A 12,446-nucleotide genomic window follows, 5' to 3' on the forward strand; every position below is an offset into this window, starting at 1 on the left:
CCGCCAATGATTACTTACACGTGCGGAAGCACCTCAGCGGCGATCAGCTCCAGGTGCTCGAGGTCGTTCAGGTCCATGATCTGGAGGTAGACCGTCTCGGCGCCCAGCTCGGCGAACTTGCCGATCTTCTCCACGATCTCGGCCGGGGTGCCGCACAGGCCGCCCGCGGGCAGGGTCTCGGGGTTCTCGCCGATGGCGGCCGCGCGCCGCTCGACCTCCGCCCGATCCGCGCCCACGACGGTCGTCTGCGCCACCGAGTACGTCAGGCTCCGCCCGGTCGTCTCGCAGGCCGCGCGCACCCGCGCGAAAGCCTGCTCCGTGTCGGCCAGGGTGTGGAACGGGAGGTTGTACTCGTCGGCGTACGCAGCCGCCAGCCTCGGCGTGCGCTTGGCGCCGAACCCGCCGATGATGATCGGCGGCCTGGGCCGCTGGACCGGCTTGGGCAGCGCGGGCGAGTCGGCCACCCGGTAGTAGCTGCCCTCGAACGAGAAGCTCTTCTCCGCGGTCCACAGGCCCGTGATGATCTCGAGCTGCTCCTCGAACCGCCCGAACCGCTCGTTCTGCGGCGGGAACGGGATGCCGTACGCCGCGTGCTCGGTGTCGAACCAGCCCGTGCCGAAGCCGAGCTCGACCCGGCCGCCGCTCATCTGGTCGATCTGCGCGACGCTGATCGCCAGCGGCCCGGGCAGCCGGAACGTGGCCGGCGTCACCAGGGTGCCCAGCCGGATCCTCGAGGTCTCCCTGGCCAGGCCGGCCAGCGTGATCCACGCGTCGGTCGAGCCGACCCCCGGGTCGCCGGGGCCGATGCGCATGTAGTGGTCGGAACGGAAGAAAGCGTCAAAACCCAGTCGCTCGGTGGCCTGGGCGACGGTGAGCAGGTCGTCATATGTCGCGCCCTGCTGGGGCTCGGTGAAGATCCGCAGCTTCATGACGACATTATCCGCACACAACGGACGCGTGCCGGAAAAGGACCGCACAGCGGCTCGCGCGCTTGCTACCGTTCGAGTCAGCGCCGGAAAGTAGCCGAATGACCACGTGGGGTGGCCTATGCCGCGGCACAAGAGGGAGCCGGGCATGCTCCCGCGCCCGCTCGCGATCCTCGGGGCCCTCGCTCTCACCGGCGCCACCGGAGCGATCGTGCGCATGCTTCCCGCGGGTGCCACGCTCGCGCCGAGGCCGCCGGTGGTGAGGCACACCCCCGCCGTCTCGCGGCCGGTGGCGGTGGAGCCGCAGGCGGCGTTCGTGGAGTTCGTCGACACCGCGCGGGAGCCCGAGTTCGACCTGCCCAAGGAGACCCGGCGCACCGGTGTGCGCCGGTACGCGCTCGGCCACCTCGTCTCGGGCGACGACGGCTGCGCGCCCAAATGGAATGGCCCGTCCCAGTCCGACCCGCTCGATCCCGGCAAGAACCCCGTGGCCAACCGGATCGGCCGGCTCAGGGCGCTGGGCGGCGACGCCGCGCCCGTGTTCGGCGGCCCGGAGGGGCGGGAGCTGGCCGACACCTGCACCAGGCCGGGCGGGCTCGCGGCCGCCTACCGCAGGGTGGTCGGGGCGTTCGACGCCGACACCATCGACTTCGAGGTCAGCGACAGCCGGGACGAGGCCGCCGTGCTGCGCCGGGCGCGGGCCATCTACGCCATGCAGCGCGAGCGGCCGCTCCAGGTCAGCTTCACGCTGCCGCTGAAGTCGGACGGGCTGGGCTCCGGCGACGTGGCGATGCTGCGGGCCACCCGCCAGGCGGGCGCCGAGATCGGCACCGTCAACCTGCTGGCCGACATCGAGCCGCGGGGCGCCCCTGACGGCCGCCTGCGCCGGGTGGCGGAGGCCGTGCTGGCGGCCAGGGACCAGATCGCGCGGGCCCAGGGCCTGGACGACCCCGAGGAGGCGTGGCCGCACATCGCGCTCACCCCGGTGCTGGTGGGTGAGGGCGATCTGAACGAGGTCGACGCCCGGACCCTGGCCGCCTACGCCGCCCGCCACGGCCTGGCCTGGCTGTCGCTGCGCGGAGTCGCCCCGAAGCCGGACGTGTCGCGGATTCTTTGGCAGACCTCTCCCTGACTATAGGATTTCCGCGACGGGCGAGGTTTCCAGCGGCAGGGGGATGGCGTGATGGCGGCGCGTCCGGAGACGGCGCGAAAGATCCTGCTCTACTGGATGGACGCCGCGGTCATGCTCCTCGGCGTCATGTTCGTGGTGGTCATCGTCATCTACCTGGCGGACGGCCGGATCTCCACGCTCCACGCCGCGGCCGTCCTCACCTGCCTGCTTGCCTGCTTCGGCCTCTTCCCCTCCCTGCTCAGGGACGCCTACGACGCCAGGCCCCGGCCGACGCCGAAGCTGGTGGTCGCGGGGCTGTCCGCGGCGGTCGCGGTGGCGCTGGTGCCGCACCAGCCGCTGGAGGGCGTGCCCACCTGGCTGGAGATCGGCGTCCTGTGGCTGTCGATCGCCGCCCTCTACCTGCCGTGGGCCGTGACCCTCTGCCTCGGCGTGGCCGTGGTCGGCCTGGCCAGCGGCTATGTCATGGCCGTGACCGGCGAGCCGTGGTACGGGGTGCTCGTCCCCGAGACGTTCAGCGCCGTCGCGCTGACGGTGGCCATGCTGGTCTGGCGCTGGATCTGGTGGACGATCAGGGACGCCCACGACAGCAAGGAGGCCAAGGCCCGGCTGGCGGTGTCGGAGGAGCGGCTGCGCTTCGCCCGTGATCTGCACGACCTGCTCGGGCACAGCCTGTCGGTGATCACGCTGAAGAGCGAGCTGGCCGCCAAGCTGGCGACCAAGGACGCCGGGCGGGCGGACGCCGAGATGGCCCAGGTGCACCGGCTGGCCGGCGAGTCGCTGGCCGAGGTGCAGCAGGCGGTGCACGGCTACCAGACGCTCGACCTCGACGAGGAGCTGGCCGGCGCGCGGGTGGCGTTGGAGGCGGCCGGCGCGCGCTGCCTGATCGACGCCAGGGCCGACGGGCTGTCGCCGGCCGCCCGGACGCTGCTGGCCTGGGCGGTCCGCGAGGGCACCACCAACGTGCTCAAGCACAGCGCGGCCACCCGCTGCGCGATCACGATCGACGGCGGCGTGCTCGAAATGATCAACGACGGCGTGGACGGGCGCCCCTCCGCCTCCGGCAGCGGCCTGCGAGGCCTGTCGGAGCGGCTGGCCACGGCGGGCGGCTCCTTCTCCGCCCGGCCGACCCCGGCGGGCGAGTTCCTGCTGCGAGCGGCGGTGCCCGCGTGATCCGCCGTGCGACGAAGCTGGACAAGATCCGCTGGGTGATCGTCTACTCGACCGACTTCATCAACCTGTTCTCCTTCTTCGGCTATTACGACCTCTATGTCCGCTGGCAGATGGGCGTGCCGTGGCCGGTGGTCCTGGCCGGCGTCGCCCTGCTGGTGGTCTTCAACGTGCTCGCGACGCGGCCGCACCGGGTGGCCATGAGGGGCGGCAGGCGGCCCACCGCGACCCTGGCGGTGACCGGCGTGATCATCCTGGTCATGTCCGCCGCCTTCTTCATGTGGGCCATCCCGACGTGGCTGGGCATGCTGGGGCCCTTCGTGCGCAGGCGCACCATCGTGATCCTGTCGGTCCTGTCCGTCGTGCTCTTCAACCTGTACGTGGCGCTGCAGGGCGTGCCCATCTGGGGCACGCTCCTGGTGCAGTCGGTGTTCACCGCCGTGAGCGTGGTCGGCGTGCTGACGAACCTGTGGCTCTGGCGGGTGGCCAAGGAGGCGTACGAGGGGCAGGAGGCGCAGGCCAGGCTGGCGGTCTCGGAGGAGCGCCTGCGCTTCGCCCGCGACCTCAACGACCTGCTCGGGCAGAGCCTCACCGACATCGCGGCCCGCACCGAGGGCGCGTCGCGCACGTTGCCGGCCGACCCGGCGGCGGCGGCCGAGGAGATGTTCGCGGTCCGCGACCTGGCCCGGCGGTCGCTGCGCGAGGTGCGCTCCGTCGTGCAGAGCTACCGGGCCGTCGACCTGGACGAGATGCTCGCCAGCGTGCGGGCCGTGCTGGAGGCGGCGGACGTACGATGCACCGTGCGCGCCGAGACGGGCTCGCTGCCGCCGGAGACCCGCACGCTGCTGGCCACGGTCGTGCGCGAGGGGACCACCAACGTGCTCAAGCACAGCACGGCCGGACGCTGCACGATCACGATCGAGGATGGAGTGCTGGAGATGTCCAACGACGGGGTGAGCGGGCCGGCGGGCGAGCACGCGCCGAACGGCCTGGCGGGGCTGGCCCAGCGCGTACGCGCGGTCGGCGGCACCCTGGAGGCCGCGCCGACGCACGAGGGCGGCTACCTGCTGCGGGCGGCGGTGCCGGCATGACGACCAGGGTGTTGCTGGCCGACGACGAGCACCTGATCCGGGGCGCCATCGCGGCCCTGCTGGACCTGGAGGAGGGCATCGAGGTCGTCGCCCAGGTGGGCAGGGGTGACGAGGTCGTGGCCGCCGTGGCCGAGCACCGGCCCGACGTGGCCGTGCTCGACATCGAGATGCCCGGCATGGACGGCCTCAGCGCGGCCGAGCAGATCAGCGCGCAGTGCAAGATCGTCATCCTGACGAGCCTGGGCCGCCCCGGCTACCTGCGCAGGGCCATGGCGGCGGGGGTGAGCGGCTTCCTCGGCAAGGACGCCTCGGCCGAGGAGCTGGCCATGGCCATCCGGAAGGTCCAGGCGGGCGGCCGCTATCTCGACGCCGAGCTGGCCGCCGCCGCGATGGCCGCCGGCGACAGCCCGCTGACCGAGCGCGAGCGCGACGCGCTGCGGCTGGCCGGCGACGGGGCCACGATCTCGCGGATCGCGGCCGAGCTGCACCTGACCGAGGGCACCGTACGCAACTACCTGTCGAGCGCGATGACCAAGCTCAACGCCCAGAACCGCCTGGAGGCCATCCGCACGGCCCAGCGCATGGGCTGGCTCTGAACCCGGCCGGGGACCTCACCGCAGCAGGTCGCGCACCTTCGCCAGCAGGTCCACCTGGGTACGCCAGTCGCCGCCCGCTATGCCGATGACCGCGTGGCCCGCCCCGGCGTCGCGGTAGGCGGCGAGCGCCTCGGCGGCTCGCTCCGGCGGGCCGGTGAGCGGGATCGGCAGGACCTCCTCCAAGGGGCGGCCGTAGGCGGCGGCGACGCCTGACGCGATCTCCTCCCGCGACGGGACGCCGTCGCCGCTCCCCAGGGCCGCCGTGCCGCCGATCGCGACGACCGGTACGGGACGGCCCCGGCCCGCGGCCAGTTCCGCGAGCCGGGCCCGGCCCTCGGCCACCTCCCGGGGCGGGACCAGGGACGGGAACCACCCGTCGCCGAGCAGCGCCGCCCGCCGGATCGCCGCCTCGGACGCGTTGCCCACCCACACCGGCGGCATCGTGGCGGCGGGCGCCAGCCGTACGGGCGGCTCTCCGGGCTCGTCCCGCAGCCGCGTCTCCTCGCCCGCCAGCAGCCGGGGCAGCAGTTCCAGGGCGGTGTCGGTACGCCGGCCGCGCGAGCGGTAGGGCGCCCCCGCCGCGGCCCACTGCCCGGGACCGCCGCCCGAGCCCACTCCCAGGACGAGGCGGTCGCCGGTGACGTGCTGCAGGGTCGCGATCTGCTTGGCGGCCCACGCGAGGGGCCGGATGGCGGGGACGAACACGCTCATCCCGACCTTGATCCTCCGGGTGCCCGCCGCCGCGGCGGCCAGGGCGATGGGCCCGTCCAGGGTCGGCCCGCCGATGGCCAGGTGGTCGCCGTGCCACACGCCGTCCAGCCCGGCGTCCTCGGCGTGCCGAGCGGCGGCTAGCAGGTCGATGCTGTCTCGCCGCTGCACGGCGACCCCCGGCAGGATGACGCCGATCGTGAAGCTGTTCATGCGCTCCACCGTGCAACCTCAATCGCGGTCGAGGTCAACCGGTGAGAGCGTTTGCGGGGCGCGTCTCGAAAACGTCACGGGTATTGACGGCACGGACATCGTGAACTTACGTTCGCGGTACTTATCCGGTTCAGCAGGCCCTCGCGGCCTGTGACTACTCCTCAGTGAATCGCTCACCGGTCTCCAGGGCGGGAGCGCGTTCTGCGTTCTTCCTGGGAGCGCTCCCAGGTGGGAGCCCCCGCCGCCCGTTCGAGAGCAAGCCGGCCCATCGGGGGTCGATGGAAGACGTGCGAGCCTTCGCGCCACGCGCGGAGGAAGGAGAGAAGCGATGCGAAACCGGGCTCGGATCATGATTCCGCTCGTGGCGGCGGGCCTGCTCGCCGCGGCCTGCACCGGCGGCGGAGCCACGCCGACCCCACCGGCCTCCCAGCCGCAGAGCCAGGGCGCGGTGGCGAGCGCCAACCCCGACTCGCTGCCGCGCAACGAGACCCTCTACACGACCGGCACCCAGTGGGGGCCGCCCGTCAACTTCAACCCCATCAGGGAATGGGACCACGCCACGGGCACCAAGGGCCTGGTGTACGAGACGCTGTTCCACTATGACGCGACCGCCGGCAAGCTGACCCCCTGGCTGGCCGAGAGCGGCTCGTGGGCCGACGACAAGACGTACCAGGTCAAGCTCCGCCAGGGCGTCAAGTGGGCCGACGGCCAGCCTCTGACGGCCAAGGACGTGGCGTACTCCTTCGAGCTCGGCAAGATGGAGACGATCCCGTACCACAACCTGTGGACCTGGCTGAAGAGCGTCGAGGCGGTCGACGACCAGACGGTGAAGTTCAGCTTCTCCACGGCCAACTACCAGCAGTGGGACTTCAACCTGTACAGCCGCTCGATCGTTCCCGAGCACATCTGGAAGGGCCGCTCGGAGAAGGACGTGCTCGACGGGATCAACGAGAACCCGGTGGGCACGGGCGCATACACGTTCATGGCCAAGGACCAGGACCGCGTCGTGCTGCAGCGGCGCGACGACTGGTGGGGCAAGACCGCGCTGAACATGGAGCCCAAGCCCCGCTACATCGTCGACATCGCCACCCCGAGCAACGAGGTCGCGATGGGCCTGCTGCTGCAGAAGGGCATGGACCTGAGCAACAACTTCCTGCCCGGCGTGGCCAACCTGGTCAAGGGCAACTTCGGCCTGACGACCTACTACAGCGAGCCGCCGTACATGTTGTCGGCCAACACCGCGTGGCTGGTGCCCAACACCACCAAGAAACCGATGGACGACCCCGCCTTCCGCAAGGCGCTCGCCGCCTCGATCGACGTCAAGAAGATCGTCGAAGGCGTGTACGGCAACCTCGTCAAGGCCGCCAGCCCGACCGGCCTGCTGCCGCAGTGGGAGCAGTACGTCGACCAGAACGTGGTGGCCAAGTCGGGGTTCGCCTTCGACGCGGCCAAGGCGAAGAAGGCGCTGGCCGACGCCGGTTACAAGGACACCGACGGAGACGGGTACGTCGAGAACAAGGACGGCTCCAAGATCAGCCTGACCATCATCGTGCCGTCCGGCTGGACGGACTGGATGGAGTCGGCCAGGTCCATCGCCGCCAGCGCCAAGACCGCCGGGATCCAGATCACCCCGGACTTCCCCGACTTCAACGCCCTGGTGGAGAAGCGCGCCAAGGGCGACTTCGACCTGCTGATCAACAACGAGCGGCAGCTGTCCAACTCGCCGTACACCTACTACGAGTACCTCTTCCAGCTCCCGATCCAGAAACAGCAGAACACCGTCAACTTCGCCCGTTACGAGAACAAGCGGGCCTGGGACCTGACCAAGCAGCTCGACCAGGTCAAGACCGACGACGTCGAGGGCATGAAGAAGATCATCTCCCAGCTCCAGCAGATCCACCTGGACGACCTGCCGGTGATCCCGCTCTGGTACAACGGCCTCTGGGCGCAGTCGAGCAACCAGGTCTGGAAGAACTGGCCGGCCGCGGCGGGCAGCACGCCCAAGACCCCGGCCGTGATGTGGCACAACTGGCTCGAACTGGGTGGTTTCGAGACCCTCACGCAGCTCCAGCCCTCCGGCTCCTGACCCATCGTCCCCCGCTCCCGCAGGAGCGGGGGACTTTCACGGCTCTCACGGAGAAAGCATCACGTGCGTCGATATTTCGGCAGAAAACTGCTCATATACGGGCTGACCTTCTTCGTCGCTGTCACCGTCAACTGGCTGATCCCGCGTTTCATGCCCGGCGACCCGGTGGCGAGCATGGTGGCCAGGGCCAACGTCACCCAGCCCGCCGCCGCGGAGGCGATGCGGGTCTACTACAGCAACCTCTTCGGCTTCGACCAGCCGCTGATCACGCAGTACCTCAACTTCTGGGCCGCGCTGTTCAGGGGCGACTTCGGGATCAGCATCTGGCTGTTCCCTTCCCCCGTCAGCTCCGTGATCATGAGCGCGGTGCCGTACACGCTGGCGCTGATCATCCCGTCGGTGCTGCTGAGCTGGGTGGTGGGCAACTGGTTCGGCGCGTACGCGGCCCGGCGCAAGCTGCTCGACAACACCGTGCTCCCGGTCGGGTACGTCCTGACCGCGATGCCGTACATGTGGCTGGCCGTGCTCCTGGCCTGGGCGCTCGGCGTGATCGCCGGACTGTTCCCGGTGGCCGGCGGCTACAGCTTCTCGATGCGGCCCAACTGGTCGTGGGCGTTCCTGCTCGACCTGCTGCACCACTGGACGCTGCCGTTCCTGTCGCTGTTCCTGGTGGCGCTGGGCGGCTGGGCCATCGGCATGCGCAACATGATCATCTATGAGCTGGAGTCCGACTACTCCAACTACCTGGCCGCGCTCGGCGCGCCGGCCAGGCTCATCCGCAGGTACGCCTTCCGCAACGCCGTCCTGCCCCAGATCACCGGCCTGGCCCTGCAACTCGGCGTGATCGTGGCCGGAGCCCTGGTCACCGAGATCGTCTTCGCATATCCCGGCCTGGGCAGCCTGATTCTCAACGCCATCAAGAACAAGGACTTCTTCCTGCTCCAGGGCACGTTCCTGTTCATCGTGCTCGGCGTGCTGATCGCCAACTTCATCATCGACATCGTCTACGTCGTGGTCGATCCGCGTACCAGGGCGGGAATGGCGGGTGCGCGGGCATGACGGCACTCCAGGAAGTCGCCCCGCGCGAGCGGGCCGGGGTCCGGCGCGAGGCGCTCTACTTCGCGGTGCGCAACGGCAAGCTGATGTTCGGCTTCGGCCTCGTGCTGGCGCTGCTCCTGCTCGGCCTGATCGGGCCGGTGCTGACCGGCGGCACGCCCAACGAGTACGGCCCCCAGCCCATGAGCCCGCCCTCGGCCGGGCACTGGCTCGGCACCACCACGTTCGGCCAGGACATCTTCCTGCAGTTCGTGCACGGCCTGCGCAGCACCTTCGCCGTGGGCGTGGTCGGCGGCGGCATCGCGGCGGCCATCGGCATGCTCGTCGGGTTCGTGGCCGGCTACCGCGGCGGCATCGTCGACGAGGTGCTCAACATGCTGACCAACGTCATCCTCGTCATCCCGACCCTGGCCGTGCTGCTGATCATCAACGCGTACCTGGGGATCAGGAGCGTGGCCGTGCAGGGCCTGTTCATCGGCCTGACGCAGTGGCCGTGGGCGGCGCGGGCGATCAGGGCGCAGACGTTCTCGCTGCGTACGAGGGAGTTCGTGGACCTGGCCAGGATGAGCGGCGCGAGCACCTGGAAGATCATCACCAGGGAGATCGCGCCGAACATGAGCTCCTACCTGTTCATGACCTTCATCCTGCTCTTCGGCGGCTCGATCCTCATCGCCTCCTCGCTCGACTTCATCGGCCTCGGCCCGACCGAGGGGGTCTCGCTCGGCCTGATGCTGCAGAACGCCAACCAGTGGAGCGCGCTCCAGCTCGGCATGTGGTGGTGGTTCGTGCCGCCGGGCGCGGCCATCACCGCCATCGTCGGCGCCCTGTACGTGGCCAACGTCGGCCTCGACGAGGTCTTCAACCCGAAACTGAGGGAGACATGAGCCTGCAGGTCAGCGAGCTGAGGGTGCACTACCGCACGCTCAGGGGCGAGGTCCGCGCCCTCGACGGCATGTCCTTCGAGCTGTCGGACGGCGAGATCCTCGGCCTGGTCGGCGAGTCCGGCTGCGGCAAGAGCACGCTGGGCAAGAGCCTCATCCGCATGGACGGCCGCATGCGCCACGTCGGCGGCCGGGTCGTGCTCGACTGCCGGGAGCTGCCCATCGCCGACGACCGCGGGATGAACGACTTCCGCTTCAAGGAGGTCTCCCTCATCCCGCAGTACGCCATGAGCGCGCTCAACCCCACCCGCAAGATCCGCAGGATGGTCGGCGAGCTGCTCAGGTCGAGGGGCGCGGAGGTGGACGCCGCCGAGCTGGAACGCCGGATGGACCAGGTCGGCCTGCCCCGCGAGGTGCTCGACCGCTACCCGATCGAGCTGTCCGGCGGCATGAAGCAGCGCATGGTGATGGTCATCTCGACGCTGCTCGACCCGTCCCTGCTGATCGCCGACGAGGTCACCTCCGCGCTCGACGTCTCCACCCAGAAGGCCGTCGCCCGCGCGCTGCTCGGCTTCCGCGAGAGCGGCTACGTCAAGAGCATGATCTTCGTCACTCACGACATCGCGCTCACTCACCACATCGCCGACACGATCATGGTCATGTACGCGGGCAAGCTGGCCGAGAAGGCGCCCGCCGACGTGATCGTCAAGGCGCCCCGCCATCCGTACACGAAGTTGCTCCTCGACTCCCTGCCCGAGGTCGGCGTCCGCTACGCCGACCGCAGGCTGGAGGGCATCGCCGGCAGCCCGCCGTCGCTGCTGGACCCGCCCGCCGGCTGCCGCTTCCGCGACCGCTGCCCGATCGCGGGGGACGAGTGCGCCGAGGAACCGCCCGTGGCCGAGCTCGCCTCCGACCATCACGTCGCCTGCTGGAAGGCCTGATGCTGAAACTCGACGACGTCACCAAGGAATTCAGGATCGGCGCGTTCGGCGGCAAGAGCGTCGCGGCCGTACGGAACGTGAGCTTCGAGGTCGTGCCAGGCGAGGTCGTCTCCCTCATCGGGGAGAGCGGCAGCGGCAAGAGCACGATCGGCCGGATGATCCTCGGCCTGAACCCGGTCACCAGCGGCACGATCACCTTCGACGGGCGGCCCGTGCGCGGCGGCAAGGAGTACTACCGCCACATCCAGGGCATCTTCCAGGACCCGTTCAGCTCGTTCAACCCGGTGTTCAAGGCCGACCGGGTGTTCGACCTGGTCAAGGAGGCGTACCACCCGTCCGTCCCGGCGGCCGAGTGGGCCGGACGGGTCGCGGCGTGCCTGCGCGACGTGCGGCTCAACCCCGACCAGGTGCTCGGCAAGTATCCGCACCAGCTCAGCGGCGGCCAGCTCCAGCGCCTGCTCATCGCCCGCGCGCTGCTGCTGGACATCAAGCTGCTGGTGGCCGACGAGATCACCAGCATGCTGGACGCCTCCACCCGCATCGACGTGCTCAACCTGCTCGCCGAGCTGAAGACCCGCGGCCTCGGCGTGCTCTACATCACGCACGACCTCTCGCTCGGCAACTACCTCGCCGAGCGCACGGTGGTGCTGCGCCAGGGGAGCGTGGTCGAGATGGGGCTGACGGACAAGGTCTTCGGCGATCCGCTGCACCCGTACACCCGCGAGCTGCTGTCCGCCGTGCCGCGCCTGCACCAGGCCTGGGACGACGCCACGCCCGTGGAAACCTGCCTCTACCACGAGCGCGGCGGCACGGGAGCGCTGCTGGAGGCCGAACCCGGCCATCTCGTGGCGTGCGCCCGCCTCCCGGCCTGCAGAGGAATGTGAAGGGGGCGCTCAGACCCGGAACTCCTCGGTACGGTGCGCGTAGGCGGGCAGCGCGGCCCGCATCTCGTCGGTGACCTGCGGCGGCGGCAGCGGCACGATCTCCCGCTCGTGGAAGTCGAGCACGTTCTCCCCCTCGGCGAACAGCTCCTGGACCGTCCGCAGGCACGGCCCCACGACCGCGGGATCGGTGATCCGCCGCCCGCCCATGCCCCCGCCGTACCGGTCGTACAGCACTTCGTACATCAGGGACGGAGAGAAGATCACCAGCTCCGGCATCGGGTCGAGCCCCGCCACCCGCTCGGCCGGCACCACCCGGCACGGGGAGCCGGCCCTGGCGCGTAAGGCCAGGATGTGCATCTCCCACTGCAGGTACGAGGTGATCGGGAACTCGACGACCCGCACCCGCTTGACCGGGACGCGGTGCCGGAAATAGTCGGCCACGGTCGCCGCCATGTGCGCGGTCAGGGCCAGCGAACGCTCCCAGTCGCCGTCCATCATGGCCCGCCAGCTCGCCACGTCCGGCTCGTAGAAGTGCTGGGCGCGCTCCAGCTTCCACATCGGCTCGGGGCAGATCGCGTGGTCGCGGTCGAAACCGGTTTGGTACTCCGGCACGTCCAGGGCGAGGCCGTCGGCCGGGGCGACGGCGGCGAACGGGTTCGTGCGGCGGGCCGGAGCGCCCTGCTGGGTCATGCGGCGTCCCTTCGACTCTGAAGATCCGCCCTGATCATGAAATGAGCCCCTGACAGGGTCAAGGCCCAAAACGAT

Annotated in this window: 12 protein-coding genes; 9 read left to right on the plus strand and 3 right to left on the minus strand. The window is 70.3% G+C overall.

Going from position 1 to position 12,446, the window contains the following annotated elements; all coding sequences use genetic code 11:
• Positions 1–14: 14 nt before the first annotated feature.
• A complete protein-coding gene (locus ACIHFD_RS01600) occupies positions 15–929 on the minus strand; it encodes an LLM class F420-dependent oxidoreductase (protein WP_397365111.1) in 915 nt (304 codons plus the stop codon).
• A gap of 145 nt (positions 930–1,074) precedes the next feature.
• Here ACIHFD_RS01600 and ACIHFD_RS01605 point away from each other — a divergent pair, with 145 nt between their 5' ends.
• From ACIHFD_RS01605 to ACIHFD_RS01620, 4 genes are read left to right on the plus strand one after another with little or no spacing between them, the layout of a single operon-like run.
• Positions 1,075–2,058, plus strand: coding sequence for a hypothetical protein (locus tag ACIHFD_RS01605; RefSeq protein WP_397365112.1), 984 nt, complete (start codon positions 1,075–1,077; stop codon positions 2,056–2,058).
• A 51-nt stretch (positions 2,059–2,109) separates the two neighbouring features.
• Positions 2,110–3,228 (plus strand): sensor histidine kinase, encoded by a 1,119-nt coding sequence (locus tag ACIHFD_RS01610; RefSeq protein ID WP_397365113.1) that lies wholly within the window; start codon positions 2,110–2,112, stop codon positions 3,226–3,228.
• Positions 3,225–4,316 (plus strand): sensor histidine kinase, encoded by a 1,092-nt coding sequence (locus ACIHFD_RS01615; RefSeq protein WP_397365114.1) that lies wholly within the window; start codon positions 3,225–3,227, stop codon positions 4,314–4,316. The genes ACIHFD_RS01610 and ACIHFD_RS01615 overlap by 4 nt, the downstream gene beginning before the upstream one ends.
• A complete protein-coding gene (locus ACIHFD_RS01620; RefSeq protein ID WP_192786541.1) occupies positions 4,313–4,912 on the plus strand; it encodes a DNA-binding response regulator in 600 nt (199 codons plus the stop codon). Before ACIHFD_RS01615 ends, ACIHFD_RS01620 begins: the two co-directional genes overlap by 4 nt.
• Positions 4,913–4,927: 15 nt before the next feature.
• Here the strand turns inward: ACIHFD_RS01620 and ACIHFD_RS01625 are convergent, their stop codons facing one another.
• Positions 4,928–5,833 (minus strand): LLM class flavin-dependent oxidoreductase, encoded by a 906-nt coding sequence (locus ACIHFD_RS01625; protein ID WP_397365115.1) that lies wholly within the window; start codon positions 5,831–5,833, stop codon positions 4,928–4,930.
• A gap of 328 nt (positions 5,834–6,161) precedes the next feature.
• Here ACIHFD_RS01625 and ACIHFD_RS01630 point away from each other — a divergent pair, with 328 nt between their 5' ends.
• The 5 genes from ACIHFD_RS01630 to ACIHFD_RS01650 all read left to right on the plus strand — a co-directional run bounded on the left by ACIHFD_RS01630 (position 6,162) and on the right by ACIHFD_RS01650 (position 11,681).
• Positions 6,162–7,919 carry an ABC transporter substrate-binding protein gene (locus tag ACIHFD_RS01630; RefSeq protein ID WP_397365116.1) on the plus strand — a complete coding sequence of 586 codons (1,758 nt, stop codon included), beginning with the start codon at positions 6,162–6,164 and terminating at the stop codon, positions 7,917–7,919.
• Positions 7,920–7,982: 63 nt separating this feature from the next.
• On the plus strand, positions 7,983–8,978 hold the full coding sequence (locus tag ACIHFD_RS01635) for an ABC transporter permease (RefSeq protein WP_355194426.1): 996 nt from the start codon (positions 7,983–7,985) through the stop codon (positions 8,976–8,978).
• Positions 8,975–9,859, plus strand: a complete 885-nt coding sequence (locus tag ACIHFD_RS01640; protein ID WP_185077827.1) for an ABC transporter permease — start codon at positions 8,975–8,977, stop codon at positions 9,857–9,859. The genes ACIHFD_RS01635 and ACIHFD_RS01640 overlap by 4 nt, the downstream gene beginning before the upstream one ends.
• On the plus strand, positions 9,856–10,797 hold the full coding sequence (locus tag ACIHFD_RS01645) for an ABC transporter ATP-binding protein (protein ID WP_397365117.1): 942 nt from the start codon (positions 9,856–9,858) through the stop codon (positions 10,795–10,797). Before ACIHFD_RS01640 ends, ACIHFD_RS01645 begins: the two co-directional genes overlap by 4 nt.
• Positions 10,797–11,681, plus strand: a complete 885-nt coding sequence (locus ACIHFD_RS01650) for an ABC transporter ATP-binding protein (protein WP_397365118.1) — start codon at positions 10,797–10,799, stop codon at positions 11,679–11,681. Before ACIHFD_RS01645 ends, ACIHFD_RS01650 begins: the two co-directional genes overlap by 1 nt.
• 9 nt (positions 11,682–11,690) lie before the next feature.
• Here ACIHFD_RS01650 and ACIHFD_RS01655 read toward each other — a convergent pair whose 3' ends face one another.
• Positions 11,691–12,371, minus strand: coding sequence for a DUF6879 family protein (locus ACIHFD_RS01655; RefSeq protein WP_350722821.1), 681 nt, complete (start codon positions 12,369–12,371; stop codon positions 11,691–11,693).
• Between the last annotated feature and the right edge of the window lie 75 nt (positions 12,372–12,446).

The sequence above is a fragment of the Nonomuraea sp. NPDC051941 genome, assembly GCF_044593615.1.